Source organism: Clostridium sp. 001, assembly GCF_019056555.1.
GTDB classification, from domain to species: Bacteria; Bacillota; Clostridia; order Clostridiales; family Clostridiaceae; genus Clostridium_B; species Clostridium_B ragsdalei.
Map to the genome: position 1 here is coordinate 921,362 of NZ_CP020473.1, position 16,438 is coordinate 937,799.

The 16,438-nt window shown below is 29.2% G+C and carries 15 protein-coding genes and 3 tRNA genes; 3 read left to right on the top strand and 15 right to left on the bottom strand.

The window, feature by feature from the left end:
- Positions 1-45 precede the first annotated feature (45 nt).
- Complete coding sequence (locus B5S50_RS04100) at positions 46-387, top strand: HesB-like protein (protein ID WP_013239475.1); 342 nt, start codon at positions 46-48, stop codon at positions 385-387.
- Between the two features lie 50 nt (positions 388-437).
- On the opposite strand, the gene thiI is transcribed toward B5S50_RS04100, so the two are convergent.
- Together thiI and B5S50_RS04110 are read right to left on the bottom strand one after the other, a co-directional pair.
- On the bottom strand, positions 438-1,580 hold the full coding sequence (gene thiI, locus B5S50_RS04105; RefSeq protein WP_122059759.1) for a tRNA uracil 4-sulfurtransferase ThiI: 1,143 nt from the start codon (positions 1,578-1,580) through the stop codon (positions 438-440).
- Positions 1,577-2,713, bottom strand: coding sequence for a cysteine desulfurase family protein (locus B5S50_RS04110; RefSeq protein ID WP_217303185.1), 1,137 nt, complete (start codon positions 2,711-2,713; stop codon positions 1,577-1,579). Before B5S50_RS04110 ends, thiI begins: the two co-directional genes overlap by 4 nt.
- Before the next feature lie 329 nt (positions 2,714-3,042).
- On the opposite strand from B5S50_RS04110, the gene B5S50_RS04115 reads away from it, so the two are divergent.
- Positions 3,043-3,762, top strand: coding sequence for a polysaccharide deacetylase family protein (locus B5S50_RS04115; RefSeq protein ID WP_063600640.1), 720 nt, complete (start codon positions 3,043-3,045; stop codon positions 3,760-3,762).
- A 39-nt stretch (positions 3,763-3,801) separates the two neighbouring features.
- Here B5S50_RS04115 and B5S50_RS04120 read toward each other — a convergent pair whose 3' ends face one another.
- The 13 genes from B5S50_RS04120 to B5S50_RS04180 form a co-directional block, all read right to left on the bottom strand.
- Positions 3,802-4,422 (bottom strand): IDEAL domain-containing protein, encoded by a 621-nt coding sequence (locus B5S50_RS04120; RefSeq protein WP_217303186.1) that lies wholly within the window; start codon positions 4,420-4,422, stop codon positions 3,802-3,804.
- 161 nt (positions 4,423-4,583) lie between these two features.
- On the bottom strand, positions 4,584-5,321 hold the full coding sequence (locus B5S50_RS04125) for a PD-(D/E)XK nuclease family protein (RefSeq protein ID WP_242866895.1): 738 nt from the start codon (positions 5,319-5,321) through the stop codon (positions 4,584-4,586).
- Positions 5,322-5,333: 12 nt separating this feature from the next.
- Complete coding sequence (locus B5S50_RS04130; protein ID WP_217303187.1) at positions 5,334-7,529, bottom strand: ATP-dependent helicase; 2,196 nt, start codon at positions 7,527-7,529, stop codon at positions 5,334-5,336.
- On the bottom strand, positions 7,526-9,535 hold the full coding sequence (locus B5S50_RS04135) for a UvrD-helicase domain-containing protein (RefSeq protein ID WP_217303188.1): 2,010 nt from the start codon (positions 9,533-9,535) through the stop codon (positions 7,526-7,528). The genes B5S50_RS04130 and B5S50_RS04135 overlap by 4 nt, the downstream gene beginning before the upstream one ends.
- Positions 9,536-9,623: 88 nt before the next feature.
- A complete protein-coding gene (locus B5S50_RS04140; RefSeq protein WP_217303189.1) occupies positions 9,624-10,808 on the bottom strand; it encodes a cyclopropane-fatty-acyl-phospholipid synthase family protein in 1,185 nt (394 codons plus the stop codon).
- Between the two features lie 73 nt (positions 10,809-10,881).
- Positions 10,882-12,210: a hemolysin family protein gene (locus B5S50_RS04145; protein ID WP_013239484.1), complete on the bottom strand. Its 1,329-nt coding sequence runs from the start codon at positions 12,208-12,210 to the stop codon at positions 10,882-10,884.
- Between the two features lie 165 nt (positions 12,211-12,375).
- Positions 12,376-12,460 (bottom strand) — tRNA-Leu (locus B5S50_RS04150).
- A 71-nt stretch (positions 12,461-12,531) separates the two neighbouring features.
- A tRNA-Lys gene (locus tag B5S50_RS04155) sits at positions 12,532-12,607 on the bottom strand.
- A 2-nt stretch (positions 12,608-12,609) separates the two neighbouring features.
- A tRNA-Gln gene (locus tag B5S50_RS04160) sits at positions 12,610-12,684 on the bottom strand.
- Positions 12,685-12,994: 310 nt separating this feature from the next.
- Positions 12,995-13,168 carry an aspartyl-phosphate phosphatase Spo0E family protein gene (locus tag B5S50_RS04165; protein WP_065079528.1) on the bottom strand — a complete coding sequence of 58 codons (174 nt, stop codon included), beginning with the start codon at positions 13,166-13,168 and terminating at the stop codon, positions 12,995-12,997.
- Between the two features lie 150 nt (positions 13,169-13,318).
- Positions 13,319-13,870, bottom strand: a complete 552-nt coding sequence (locus B5S50_RS04170) for an accessory gene regulator B family protein (protein ID WP_065079529.1) — start codon at positions 13,868-13,870, stop codon at positions 13,319-13,321.
- A 4-nt stretch (positions 13,871-13,874) separates the two neighbouring features.
- Positions 13,875-15,194: an ATP-binding protein gene (locus B5S50_RS04175; protein WP_217303190.1), complete on the bottom strand. Its 1,320-nt coding sequence runs from the start codon at positions 15,192-15,194 to the stop codon at positions 13,875-13,877.
- A gap of 99 nt (positions 15,195-15,293) precedes the next feature.
- A complete protein-coding gene (locus B5S50_RS04180) occupies positions 15,294-15,437 on the bottom strand; it encodes a cyclic lactone autoinducer peptide (RefSeq protein WP_217303191.1) in 144 nt (47 codons plus the stop codon).
- 294 nt (positions 15,438-15,731) lie between these two features.
- Between B5S50_RS04180 and B5S50_RS04185 the strand changes: the two genes are divergently transcribed.
- Positions 15,732-16,433: a radical SAM protein gene (locus B5S50_RS04185; RefSeq protein WP_217303192.1), complete on the top strand. Its 702-nt coding sequence runs from the start codon at positions 15,732-15,734 to the stop codon at positions 16,431-16,433.
- Positions 16,434-16,438: the final 5 nt, after the last annotated feature.

The following is a 16,438-nucleotide window of genomic DNA, read 5'->3' on the forward strand; positions in this document are numbered from 1 at the left end:
GATACAATGAGTATACAAAATATAATTTTAAGAGAGGTTTTTTATATGGATTTTTTAAAAATAAGTGATATAGCCTACCAGGAATTCAAAAAATTTTTAGATGAGAATAACGCAACTTCTGGTGCAATAAGAATATATTTGGCTGGCATGACCTGCCATGGACCATCTTTTAACATATCTGTAGATGAAAAAAAAGATCATGATTTGATTCAAAAAGTAAAAGACATAACTTTTATCGTAGATAGTGATCTGTTTGTACAATTTAGCGGTTTTATATTGCTGTGTGGAAGTGAAAATGGACTTGGAGGATTTACTTTAGAGCCTGTATTCAAGCCCCAGACTTCTAATTGCAGCAGCTGTGACAGCTGTCATGGATGCGAAGAATAATTAAAAAAGGAGGTACAGCCACTACAATAGGTAAAGCTGTCCTCCTTTTTTTAGTTGAAAAGTTCCGTATTTTTAACTGCTTCTTCTACCAAGCTTTCTATATCCAAAACACTTTCAGCCTTTCTTATTTCGGAAACTCTAGGCTTAGTTTTAGGATGCTTTGGCACAAATATAGTGCAGCAATCTTCATAAGGAAGTATTGAAGTTTCATAAGTACCAATTTTTCTTGCTTCATCCATTATGTCTACTTTATCCATGGCAATAAGAGGCCTGAAGACTGGTCTGTCTGCTACGTCATTGCTTACAATTAACCCTTCCATGGTTTGACTTGCCACCTGACCAACACTTTCACCTGTAGTTACCGAATCAACATTGTATTTCTCCGCTAACTTGCAAGCTACTCTCATCATGAATCGTCTCATTATTATAGTTAGTTCGTCTTCCCTGCAATTTTTAATTATCTGCATTTGTATTTCTGTAAAAGGTGCTACATAAAGATTTATGCTTCCTGTATACCCCTTTAATATTCTAGCTAATTCCTTAACTTTTTCCTTAGCTCTTTCACTAGTATAAGGATGGCTGTGGAAGTATACACAATTTAATCTGACTCCCCTTCTAGCCATCATATATCCGGCTACCGGGGAATCTATTCCTCCTGAAAGCATAAGCATTGTGCTTCCATTTGTTCCATAAGGCATTCCACCTATGGCTTTTATCCTTTTCGAATATACATAAGCACTATCTCTTATCTCTATATTTACAAAAAAATCTGGTTTTCTTACATCTACTGTTAAATTTTCAGAATTTTTTAAAATATGAGCTCCAACTTCCCTACTTACCTCCATAGAATTAAGGGGGAATTTCTTATTTGCCCTCTTAGTCACTACTTTAAAAGTAGTTCCTGAATTTTGCTGTATACTTTTAAGGCATTGTTCCTTTATACTATCCATATCTGGTTCTACTTCATCTACTATACAAATTTCAGCTATTCCAAATACCTTTTTTAATTTTGCAATAGCTTCATCCATATCATCACAGCCTATAAACCATCTTCCCTCATCTACCACAAAATCGTATTTGGTTTCTCCAAGAACATTTTTTATATTATCCTTTAACTTCTTCTCAAATTTGCCCTTATTTAATCCCTTTAAAAATATTTCTGAAGCATATTTTAAAAGTAGCAATTTTCTCATTTACCCACACTCCTTAAAAATTTTAAAGATTTGTCCAATACATTTAAGGTATAATCAACTTCATCTTTTGAATTATCTTCATCAAAACTAAATCTTATAGTTCCTTTGGTTTCTTCCTTCTTCAATCCCAGAGCTTTAAGCACATGACTATCTTCATTATTTTTAGCAGAACATGCAGACCCTGTAGATACATATATACCTTTTTCCTCCAACAAGTGTAGTAATACTTCTCCTCTTACACCTATAAAAGATACACTTAATACATAAGGTGAATAGTCATTTCCATCACTATTTATTTTAATATTGGATATAGCTTTAAGTTTTTCTATAAAATAATTTTTTACACATGTTACTTTACTAAAACTTTCTTTTCTATTTTTGTACACTTTCTCCGCCGCTTCTGCAAATCCAACAACAGCTGCTAAATTTTCAGTGCCCGATCTAAACCCTTTTTCCTGTCCCCCTCCATATATAAGCGGTTCAGGTCTAAGACCTTTTTTTACATAGGCAATACCTATTCCTCTTGGTCCATGTATTTTGTGTCCACTTGCAGATAACAAATCTATATTGCATTTTTTAACATCAATATCATACTTTCCATAGGCTTGAACTGCATCTACATGGAACTTTACTCCACTATTTTTTTCTTTTATAATCTTTCCTATAGTTTCTATGTCCTGTACCGTTCCAATTTCATTATTAGTGTGCATTATACTTACTATTCTAGTTTTTTTATTAATGCTTCTTTTAAGTTCTTCAAGATCTATTTTCCCACTATCATCTACATCTAAATAAATAACCTTTATTCCTTCTCTTTCAAGAGCTTTACAGGTATTTAAGACACTGGGGTGTTCTATCTTTGTAGTTATAATTTGCTGCCCAGGTTTTATAAAACCCCTTATTAAAAAGTTATTGCTTTCACTGCCACCGGAAGTAAATATTATTTCATCTCTACTACAATTTAAGGTATGTGCCACTATATCTCTACTTTCATTCATCTTTAACTCTGCTTTCAATCCTAGAGAATAAGAAGAAGAGGGATTTCCATAATAATTTTTCATAGTTTCTGCCATTAAATTTATTATTTCATCGTAAGGTTTAGTTGTTGCACTGTTGTCAAAATAAACTTCCACTATCTTTCACCTCGTATACATAAAAATAATTAAAATATCATAAAAAGCCAATATAACATATATTATCACACTTATATGCTATAGACAAAATCTATTTTTACAACTTTCCTCTTATAAACTTATCAAGTGATTCTTAGGTACAGCTGGAGTTTGCTTATAAGAATAACTTTATCCAGCTGTACCTTAGAAGAACTTATCCAGGCGCGTAGCAGTGCTTATCACCTATTTTGATAAAAATGGTGGTATTAGCAATGATAGCGATCGGATAAAAAAATTTATAAGAACACATACTATTATAGATAAAAACTAAGAATAGAAGGGACATTTTAATGAAAGTTAAATATTTTTTATTAACCATATTCTATATTTTATGTATAAGCTTAAATTCTACAGTTTTTGCATCTTCACCAAACACCTTAAAAGAAATTTCCTGCAATAAAACAATATATCTTACTTTCGATGATGGGCCAAGTACAGAAGTTACACCAAAAATACTTGATATTTTAAAAGAAGAAAACGTAAAGGCCACTTTTTTCCTAATAGGCTGTAAAATTCAAGGAAGAGAGGATATAGTAAAAAGAATATTCAATGAAGGTAACAGTATAGGTCTCCATACATATACTCATAAATCAAGTAAAATATATTCAAATTCTGATTCTTTTATCGATGAAATGAATAAAACCGGCATCGAAGTTGAAAAAGTAGTAGGATTTGCACCTAAAATAATAAGATTTCCCACGGGAAGTAATGGCCACTTAACCAATTCACTTCTTGAAAAACTTCATTCTTCAGGCTATAAGATATATGATTGGAATTTGTCTTTGTCCGATGGCATTGACTACAATACATCAGTTGACAAGTTATACAGGGAAGGTACTGGAAAGTGTGTCAATCCAAATAAAATATTTTTACTTGCTCATTGTGACGGTCAAAATAAAAACACCTGTGTGGTACTCTCTAAAATAATAAAACACTACAAAGAATTGGGATATGAATTCAAAGCAATTACAGAAAACACCCCTGAATATCACTTTAGAGTGAAGAGATAGTGAATTATACATTAAAATAAGCTGCCAGGAAGTCAACTATTAGTTAACTTTCCAACAGCTTTTTTTCAACTTGTTACACAACGAGTAAAATAATTTTTTATTATTGCTGTCCAAAGCTCCATCTATCAAAATATACAAAATTTCAGTATACAATTTTCTTTTATCCAGACTAGTTATAGGGTTCATAGTAGGATTTTTATGAAGATCAAAAGAGTTGTCCAAATTTTTCCTGTGGACTTTCTTTAAAATCCATATATAATATGCTAGTTCTTCTTTTGATATGGTAAAAAACAATCTATTACAGTTATTTGTTGAAGATATCTTTATCATATCACTCTGCAAGTAAGTCAATTCCATTTCTCCAAAATTGCGTACTTTAAACTTACTGCTTTTAAAACTAGAACTTTTAAATTCACTTAAAAATTCTATATACCTTAAAAAATCTTTTTCTCCAAGTTTAAAATCATTTAGTACAGTATTAAAGCCGCACCTTTTTTGGAAAGAAATTTTATAATTGCTGCATCCTCCTGCATTGCTCACATTAGAAATAAAAATGCTATCTACAAATTTGTCCATTGCACGTTTTGGTATTAGCTTTATTCCATATTCAAAGTCCCCGTTTTTATGCTCCTTCAAAACAACAAAGTTACTTATATCCATAATTTTATCCCCTTTTTCGTAATATACCTGATTTATTATACATGAAAAAGGTGATTTTTTATGTTTATACGCAATATTGTGAAATTTCACAATATAGTACTCAAAACCCTACTTATAAGCCCATTATCCATAATAAATATATTTATTTCTATATATTACCATTAATAAATTTTTTGATTATTGCAAAGATAATTAAACTCACAAAACTTACAATGAGATGAGTAAAGTTTGGTATTAACACTATAAAAATCATAGGAGTTTATATTTTTTATTATTTTACTCAAGTACCTTTCATTTTCAATATGAGCCTTTTTGCTATACCCTATAGTTATAATATTATTTTCATATTGAGGCTGCCAAAAGTTCATTGTTATATCTTCCAGTTTACATTCAAAGCCAAACATATTTTCAACATTTTCAGCTAATACATACATATATACTAAAGTTTGAACTCTTTTTTTCATCTCCTCTATAGATAATTTTCTATTTTCCGTCTTCCAATCCCATATTTGAATTTTTTTATCTGGTGTTACTAGTATCAAATCATACTTTGCCTGAAGTCTCATGACATCTTTTGTCATCTTCACTTCATACTCTACTAAATAATCATTTTTTCTGTCTATTTTAAATGTGTCCTTTAAAGAATTTACTTTTTTTATTAAATCATCATTATTTAGTTTTCCTAAAGGAATCCCTGCAAAATACCTTTCACATATTAAATGAAAATCCAGACCCTGCTTTATATTCTCATAATAATTTTCTTCTATGGAATCTTCCCTCTTCCAAGACAAGTTTTCCAAATACTTTAGTCTAAACTTAAGAGGACATTTTATAAATGCATTTATAGAATTTTGACTGTAATAAAAATATTCCAATTTCCTTATATCCAAAACTTTCACCACTTATACATTCTAAATTTTATTCTCACAAATGAACTTTTTTATGATTTCAAAATACTTAGATGGGCAATCTTTTTTGTTTTCATCATAGTGAGACATGAGTATTAAGTACTTCTTTGCCCTGGTTATAGCCACATACAAAAGTCGTATTTTTTCACATATCACTTCTTCCCTAGCCTTTATAATAGGATTGTAGTAAACATCATTTTGAAGTAGTTTTTGCACTTCTGCTTTTCCTATAGCTGTGGGATTTTTAAATTCATCTTTAAAGTAATAGTGTTCTGATCTAAATTTCCCCTTAATACTATAAGGATATATGTAATTATTTAAATACAACAAAAATACGCAGTCCCATTCTAATCCCTTCGATTTATGATAAGTTGTAACCGTAACTTTCTCTGGAACTGGCTCATATCCTCTTATGTCATAAATTACATTGCATATATGTGTAAATGCAGAACTTCTTACATCTAAAAGCTCCTGTGAAATTTCATCCAAAGTCATAGAATTATTTTCAGCATTCTTATGCCTTACATAAGATGCTATATATTGAAGAATAGCTTTATCTTCATTATTTAATTTAAGTTCATAACCTATATATAGAATCAATTCTTGCAAAGGCATATTCAAATTGCCCAATATATCTTTTACCATTCTTAATTTACATATAAAATCTTCAAATATATTCTTGTCTATCTCCTCTAATTTACAAACAGACGTAGTCTTAAATACACTTTCTTTTAGTATGTCCTCAATTTTAAAACTTGTGATGTTATTTATTATAACATTCTTTTTTTCATTGTCCCCCTCTATAATTTCATACATCAAATCTCTAAATTTCACCAGGCTATCCGGTTCTCCTAAAAAGCCTAATATTTTCCCCAAAATATTTATGATTTTAAGCCTATCTGAAGACGTGCTTGATAGTTCATCACATTCTATTTTATTTTTTCTAAGCTCTTCTGCTATTTCTTTTACGTGGCTGTTAAAGGGAATTAATATGGCAAGCGTCATATCTGGATGCTTGCTTTTAAAACTTTTTACCACTTCTATAGTCCTTTTTTTCACATCTTCCCAAGAACTCATGCTGTATGCATAGATGCCGTATTCATCAACTTCTGGATTTTTCAAATCTTCTACATCTTCTATAGGATGTATTTTTTGATATCTAAGTGCCTCTCTACATCTTTTCTCTGGATGATTTTTTACGGTGTATTCAACTAAAGAATTAGCTAAATTCATTATATTTCTTGTGCTTCTGCCTGCTCTGTTCATTACATAGTTTTTATCTGCTTCTCTTAAGAATTGTTTAAAATATATGGGATTTGAAGATGTAAAACTTCCCATTATACTTTGATTTAAATCTCCTACCCGAACCAAATTACATTCTCTTTTCTTATTATCTGCACCTACCCTTTCAGAAATAATGGACAGTATATCACACTGCACCAAATTTGAATCCTGGCATTCATCTTCAAATACAAAACTATATTTTTGTTGAAACTTTTTTCTCAAATCCTCATCTGAAATAAGTGCCTTATAAGCAAGTACAAGTATATCATTATAGTCAACGTATCCATTTAAACTCAACATTTTCTCATATCTGGAGTAAATGTAATTTAAAATATAAATTATGCTATTGTTTCCTAAAACCTCTCTGTTTTCTTCTACTTTCTCAGGAGTTATTCCGTTTAATTTTAATTCACTTATAATCACATCTGATATTTGTAAAAAATCCTTCCACCATCTCTCACCTTTTTCATCATACTTTTTAGTACCATACTCACTTAAAAGACTTCTGTATGTCTTTTCTCCTCCCAGCTTTCTCCACATTTTTACAGTATTATCTAAATAAAAGATCTTTTGTACATCATCTATGACCTTAAAATTTTCATCTAGTCCTACTACATCAGGTCTCTCCTGTAATACTTTCATTGCAAGGCCATGTATTGTCATAACTTCATAGTCGTTGTTCGAATCTATTCCTCTCTCCTCAAGTATGTGAGAAATTCTATTTTTAAAGTTATTTACAGCACTATTCATGTATGTAACTACAAGTACTTTTCCAGGCTTGTTCAATTTTTCTTCTATTATTTTGCAAACAAGCTGTGCTGTAATAAAGGTTTTTCCTGCACCAGGCACTGCAGAAACTGCCATAGTACCACCTTTATATTTCATTATAGGCAACTGATCATCTCTAAATTTCATATATCCATATATCCTCCATTTTGCTCATACCCCATTTCAGAATATTCACTTCCATATAAATATATTCTACCACTACACTTCCTTAAAAGTGCTTTGGCTACACTATATAAATTTTTCTTTCTATTTTTTGTTTCTATTTCCTCTGTATACACAACATTTTCATTCCAACTCCTCTTTAACACACAGTCATTTGAAAATTTTTTTATATTTCTAGGACTCCACAAGTTACTCGTCACATCAGTCCAAATTTGTACAGAACTTTTTATATTACTGGTTAAAAAATTAAAGGCACTGCTCAAAATTATATCCTTTTTTTCAAAATACATATTTTCTATGTCTCTAAAGGAAGAAAAATTTTCAGCTTCGTTTATTATAAAATCTACAAATTTTTGTGATGGGTTATCTATCGTTTTAAATTTATCAAGAGTATTTATAAACCTATCTGCCAATTCACTCAAGTTTTCACATATGCCTATGTTTTCTCTAGAACCTGGAAGTTCTATCATAATGTTTAAAAATATTAGTCTTATAAGCTCTGGCATATCTATACTGTCACTTCTAATATTTTTGCTGCAGTTTCTTATCCAATTTATAATATAGTTATATTTAGAGGCTCTCTCATCTCCCATAATATTCTTTTGAGTATCCGTTAAATCCCCTAGCTTTCGAAAATTTACAACTTCCTTAGATAAAATCCATGAAGTTTTTGCATCTGTGACCAAAAGCGTTGAAAAAAGTTTTCTATAATCATCCATTGTAAAATCATATTCTATATCTTCAATGCACATGCATATAATCATTATAATGCAGTGAACATACACATTATCCATCAGTTTGCTTTTCTTTCCTAAATTGTTGATTTCAAAAGGTGCATCTTTAAACCTACTTTGTAATTCATAATTCAATACAAAATCATTTATAGGGCATATAATAGCTATATTTCCTGGAGGTGTCCCAGCATCTATAAGATCCTTTAATTTATCTCCTATTTTTTCAATCATTTCACTTCTTAAGGAGGACCCTATATCCATATAAATATTATCTAAGTATTTCAATTTATTGGGACTTTCTAAAATGTTACAAAACTCAGAACTACATAAAAAATGTTCCTCTAAATTTATAAATTCACCACTAAAAAATTTACTTTTCTTTATAAAATCTATATCTGAGCCATAGGAGTTGCAAAACCCTGCCTCCATGTTAGAAAAAAAGTAACACTTATGTGTATTTTGAGAAATTATTTCTACCAAATTAAGTTCAGCAGCACAAATTTCATCCATATCATCTACCAGTACATATTTTATATCCTCAAGCTTTTTTAAATAACCTTCATCTTTAAGTAAATATTTGTTATAAAGTTGTATTGCCATAGCTATATCAATAGTTCCTGAATTCAAAAAACTTTTTGTGTAATGCATTATTACTTCATCCATCTTATCAAAATTCTTGGCATTTACATTTTTCTTCAATTTTAAAGAATTATATAACCTGTGCCCTATTTTATCCATATCAATTAATGAACATGCAGCTTGACTCATGTTTGAAACGAAAATGCCAGCCATTTTTTTAGATTCCACTGTTATATCTAAGAAGTATCCTTTTCTTTTTCTATAATAATCAATTAGCATTTCCATCATGTACCTTGCAGTATCATAATTTACAAATTCAGGTCTTATTTCGCTTTTTCCTATCAGTTTACAGCTTTTTTCAATAATTGGCCAATATTTTATAATTTCTTCTTTTACAAAATTAGCATAAGTTTTTATTTTACACTGACCACAAAAATTAAAAGAAAGATTCCTCCTCCATGCCATTATCTGATTTAAATTCATAACAAATACTAAAATCTCTTCACTTTTAATTTTTTGAGATTCAATCATATGTCTATATTTTTCTTGTGCTAAAGTAGTTTTACCACTGCCGCTTATTCCATCTATAACAAGACTATTTCCTTGGAAATCATCTTTAAAAAGCATTTCTCTTATTTCTTCATACTTTATTTTCATCACCCACTTTTTTAAATTAATTTTTTTAATGAGTAATTATACCACTTTTAAAAAAACCAGGGTCTATAACCCTGATTTTACAATAATTTTAATCTTCATACAAATATTTTCTTGTCATTGGCAGTTCATTATTAAGTCCTTTTGTAAATACAAACTGATGTATATCTACTACCCCATAATGAAATGAAGCAGCACAAGCATTTAAGTAAAGTCTCCACATTCTTATAAATCTAGTATCCTTCATTTTTTTAACTTCATCCATAGCACCTTCAAAGTTTTCAGCCCAACATTTTAGTGTTTTAAAATAATGAAGTCTCAAACTTTCTGCATCCACAAGGTGAAGATCATTATCTGCCATTAAACTGACTAACTCCCTTATAGATGGTATATATCCTCCTGGGAATATGTATCTCTTTATCCATTCATTCACTTCTCCTTCTGTTTGTGCAGTAATACAATGAAGAAGTGATACTCCTCCTGGATTTAGCATATCTCTTACATCTTCCATATAAGTGGACAAATTTTTTCTTCCCACATGTTCAATCATTCCTACACTTACTATTCTATCAAATTTTTCTTTTTTATCTGCAAGTTCTCTATAATCTGCAAGTTTAACTTCAACTTTCCCCTGTAAATTATTTTCCTCTATTCTTTCATTTGCTTTTTTTAACTGTTCCTTACTTAAAGTTATGCCTACAGCCTTTACTCCATATTTTTTTGCAGCCATGAGAATGAGTTCTCCCCATCCACATCCTATATCTAAAAGTGTTTGTCCCTCTTTTAAATTAAGCTTTTTCAATATATGATCTACCTTATTCAATTGTGCCTGATAAAGGGAATCATTTTCATGCTTAAAATATGCACAAGAATAACTCATTGTTTTATCAAGCCATAAACTGTAGAAATCATTTCCCTGGTCATAGTGATACTGTACATCAGTTTTGCTTCTCTTTAAAGTATTTGGAAGTATTTTGTACACTTTAGAAAATATATCCGCTTTATTTAAAAAGCTTTCTCTATTCTTATATACTGATTCTAATATTTCTCTAATATTTCCTTCAAAATCAAGAATCCCGTCCATATATGCCTCTCCTAGAGTAAGAAAAGGATCTCGCAATATGTCTTTTTCAGAAATGGGCTTATTCATACATACTTTAAATTTTATGTCTCCCTCTCCATACTTTTCTTCAGAACCATCCCAATACTTAACTGCTACAGTGTCCGAAAAGGCACTTTGTAAAAATTTTCTAAAAAATATTTTATCTAATCCCATATCTTTATATCTTCCTTTCTTGAAAAATAAAACTATATTTAAAATAGATATATACTACACAACAATCACACATTTAATTTTCATTACTATGACTTTCATTTGGAATATATATCTTTAAGCTCTCTATTCTCTTCTCATCTACTTTTTCCACTTTAAAAATTATATTTTCATATTCAACTGTATTTTCTTCCCCTTCTTTAGGAATGCTTCCTAAAAGTTCTATTACAAAACCACCTATAGTATCTGAATTATCTGATTCCAATTCTAAATTTAAAAATTCATTTACTTCATCTATTGATACTAATCCACTTACTAGATAAGTATCCTGATCAATTTTATTTATATACTGGTCATTATCATCATACTCATCAAAGATATTTCCCATTACCTCTTCAATCAAGTCTTCTATAGTTACAATTCCAGAAAATCCACCATATTCATCAATTAAAATTGCCATATGATTTTTAGTATTTTGGAGCTCTTTAAAAAGTACATCTATATTTTTATTTTCCGGTATAAAATAAGGAGTTCTGAGCAGTGGTTCTATATCTACATTATCTGCAGAAGTTTTCATAAGCTTCACAAATAGATCCTTAACATACAATATACCTATTATATTGTCTATATCATCTCTATAAACAGGTATTCTAGAATATTTTTCTTCAATAATACTTTCAATAGTACCCGAATCTATGTCATTTATATCTATAACAAATACTTCTGTTCTAGGAGTCATAACTTCTTTTGCTAGTTTATCATCGAATTTAAATATTCCCTCTATCATTTTCTTTTCAGATTGATTAAAAACTCCTGTTTCCTGTCCAAGTTCTATCATTGATCTAATTTCTTCTTCAGATACTTCATCTTCAATATTTTCTGTACTTATATTACATATTTTTAAAAGGACATTAGTAGAACCTGAAAGTAATTTTACAAAGGGTAACATCAACTTACTTATAAACAAAGTTGGATTTATTAATGCCATTGATATTGTTTCTGATTTTTGAAGTGCAATTCTCTTTGGAAATAATTCTCCAAATACAAGAGTAACATAAGATAATAGCACTGTAATTATAATTACAGACAGTTTGTCACTATAGGGAACGTGAAGTTTACCCAAAAAAAATGAAAACTTCTCCGATAAGGTAGTAGCTGCAAACGCACTAGCTAAAAATCCAGCAAGAGTTATTCCCACCTGTATAGTAGCTAGAAAATTGTTTGGTTCTTTTAATAATTTCAATATCCTCTTTGCCTTTTTATTCCCCTCTTCTGCTAAATAATTAATTCTACTTTTGTTTAAAGCAACTATAGCCATTTCTATGGCTGAAAAAAATGCATTAATCACCGTGAGTACTAATAACAACATAAGTTCGAATATTATACTCTGCCAGGTAACATCCATGCCCACAATCGTCCTTTCATCTATTTTTTAGATAATAAAATAAATAGGAATTAGATGATAAGTCTAATTCCTGCAATAAAATCCTTTTATTATACTTGTGTGTAACTTACAAGCCATTCTTATCATTTATAACTTGAATATAACTTGAACTTTCTTGTAAATCAATGGTGCAGGTGAAGGGAGTCGAACCCCCACGCCGTAAAGCGCTAGATCCTAAGTCTAGTGCGTCTGCCAATTCCGCCACACCTGCATATATAAAAAATAAATATTAGGATTTTCCCTCGTTACAACTTTACCACAAAACTACAACCTTGATTAAATTGGTGGCTTACCGGGGAATCGAACCCCGGACAACATGATTAAAAGTCATGTGCTCTACCAACTGAGCTAGTAAACCATTGGCTGGGATGGCAGGATTTGAACCTACGAATGATGGAGTCAAAGTCCATTGCCTTACCACTTGGCTACACCCCAACGTTAAACAGATTTCCTTCTTCTTATATATGAATAAGTATCCATAAAATAAAAACACTTTAGAAATCATTAATTTACAGGTTATATACTTAAGTGTACTAATTTATTCCTCTACCTATAAAAACTAGGGAATTTTTTGTAACTGCAAGATATATTATAAAACATAACAAATATAATGTCAATAGTTTTTTTGTTTTTAAATTTGATACCCTTTATTATTTCCTAGTATGCTAACTTTTATATGTCGCTGTTGCAATAGCAATTTTATAGATAAATGCTGGCACACTAATTAATTAATGTGCCAGCTCTATTAACTATCGGTTTTACTTTTTACTATTTTATTGTATTCATTTAAAATTGAATCCAACATTTGACTTGCAACAACCACTTCTGGATCGATCAAATTTTTCTTTTGCTCAATTAAATTCTCTAGTTCTTTTCTTAATTCAGTTATTTTTTGCAATATTTCTTCAATTTCACTCATATTATTCCCTCCTCTCTCAAATTAGTATAGAAAGGAAGGAAATTCTTATAAATATTAATCTATTGGGAATACCCCCATAGTATTCACTAACTGTATTTAAAAGTAAAAAAATAAGAACTGGTAAATACCAGCTCTAAATAAAATTATGAATTATTTAAATTTACCAGCAATCATAAACGCTGCTGCACTAGCAATAGATATTACTGCAGTATTTAAAAACTTATGTGGTAAAAAGTAGCATAATATAATTAAAAAGGACGTAATTATCATAGAGACATATTTAAGCTTCATTCTTCGTTCTTTACTTTTTATCCTTTTATTAATATTATCTACAGGAGAAAAAATACAAATAAGTACAAAGGAAACAAACTCCAACATCAACAATATATATGTATTAAATGAAACATACTTTCCAACAATTATTATAGATAAAAATACAATAAAACTAATGAAAAAACATCCCCAATAGGTTTTTGCATGATACCCTCCTGAGAATATCCTAATTGGGCAAAAAAATATAAGAATAACTATATAATACCGCTGCAATGAAAACAGCCAAAATATAATAAAATATGGAATAATTTTTGTTATTTCATCAAAAATACAAAGCAATCCATATTCCATCTTTTTTAGTTCCAAATCAGAAAATTGAGGATTTGTTTCAGAAATTTTTTTTACTATAGCCCCTATAAGTTTATCCATTTATCTATCCTTCTATCTTAAATCTTACTGTGAATTTAGTAATTTCCGGACTACTTTCCACACATATACTTCCATTATTTTTTTCAACTAGCTGCTTAATAATATACAGCCCAAAACCATGATCACTTTTTTTGCTGGTTTTCGTAGAGAAGCCTTTATCAAAAATCTTTTTTCTCATATTTTCTGAAATAGCATCTCCATTGTCAGCTACTTCAATACAAAAATCCTCATGTTCCCTAAAGGTACTTACAGCTATCTCTTTATAATCTGTATATATTTTAGATTGGAATGCCTCAAAAGCATTGTCTACTAGATTACTTATAATGCTTATCAACTCATCCTGTCTAATTTTTATCAAATCAAAAGGTTCATCAATCATCACTTCAAAATCTATATTATTTTTCATAGCATAGTTATTTTTGATAGACAATAGCCCATCTATGTAATCATTTCCTGTATCTAAGTACTTAAAAGAAGAATGTACAGTATCTGAAATTTTTAACACATAGTCGTTTATTTTTTCAACAGTGTTAGGTTTGTTTAACATGCATAGCCCTTGTATGACATTTATGTGATTGGCAAAATCGTGTTTTTCCTGTCTTATTATACTAATTATTTCTTCCATATTTTTAATTTGGCTTTCTTGAACTTTATACTTAGCATTTATGTTTACAAGGGTCTGTTTTTCCTTTAAATTCTTAAATTTTAAAATTAAAAATACGAAATATACGGTAAAAATTAAGATATTATAAGTTTGTATGCTTTTTATATCAAAGATACTTAAATTAACACTGTATACAAATAAAGTAACTACCCCTATCTCAATTATTAAATTTGAAAAAACATGGCCTTCTTTTTCAAATAGCTTAAGTTTTGTAAAATAAAAATTAAATTTCAGAAATATAATTACAATAACTACTTGTAAAAGTTTAGATGATATTAAAAATGTCCATACATATTGACGTTTTAAAAAAACCTGATTTATATTTACATTAAATATTATCATTTCAATAATTTCAACGAAAATTTCTGTAGCCAAAATTATTGTAACAAATAAGCAGTATATAACCATAGAATTATATATCTTTATTTTTGTAATGTATGTCAATAACAAAACATCACATACTGAAAGAAAAAGTGTATGATAAACATTTGGAATATAAAATGTGCTACAACAAGTTATACTAACAAATAATGTGCAAAATAAGATTGTTTTTATTTTATTGTCTTTTATAAATCTTTTTTTATTATAAAGTGATTGAAAAACTCCTAAAAAAAGTAAAGCTTCAATACTATCCAATATTATTTCTTTTACCATATCCATATGCTTTCTCCCCTATGTATGTCTTTTATATAAATACTGTAGTTAAAAGATTAACATTATATAATAATTTAACTACAATATTTATAAAAACTTGATGTACTACTTTAAAAGTTCTTCAGGGCATTTTGGCTGATATCCCATACCTGTTGATGTAGGGGTTATAACTATTGCTGCCAAAAATAAAGATAATGAACCTACTGCCTTCATTGTCTTACTTAATAAAGATTTTTTTAAATTTTTCATTTTATACTCCACTCCTTAGTAAAAATTTTGTAATTATATAGCTCATTTTATATATTCTACAATATATTGTTTTTTCCTTCCTCAATTTATAAAAAAAATAACATTTATCTAAAAAAATAATTTTTTAGATAAATGTTACTTAAAATGCAGTCAAAAACTTACAGTTAGTAATTTTCTAATCACGCAAATAACTCTTCTTTACATTCTTATTAATTTTGTAGTATTATAGACACGCAAATCTTTAAAGCTGAACATATTTTTAAGATAAATGCACTAAATAGGGAGGATTTTAATATGATAAGATACAGCTTAGTAACACAAAAAAATCCCAGGGAGATTGTTTTACTTAAAGCCTCTCCTTGTATATGGGGACACTGCAGTTTTTGTGATTACATAGATGACAACAGCACAGACACTAATTCAAATATAATTTTTAATGAGAACATTCTCAAAAAAGTTACAGGAAAATATAAAACTCTGGAAATCATAAATTCAGGAAGCTGCTTTGAATTACCAATTCAAACACTGGAGTACATTAAATCTGTGGTAGTTTCAAAAGGCATAAAAAAGTTATTTTTTGAAAGCCACTGGCTTTACAAAGACAGGCTTCATGAAATGGAGAATTTTTTTAAAGTACCTATAATATTTAAATGTGGTATCGAAACCTTTGACGATAATTTTAGAAATAAGGTATTACGTAAAGGTGCTGTTTTTTCTGGTCCAGCTGAAGTTGCCAAATATTTTAAGTCCATATGCCTTTTAGTTGGCATAAAAGGACAGACTACTGAAATGATAAAAAAAGATATAGATTACTTACTTAAATATTTTCAATATGGATGCGTAAATATATTTACACAAAATTCCACAAGCATAGAAAGAGATGATAAATTGATAAATTGGTTTAAAGAAAATTATTCCTTTTTGGATGGAGAAAAAAATATAGAAGTGCTTTGGAATAATACTGATTTTGGTGTTGGAACTATTTGTGACAGTTAAAAATC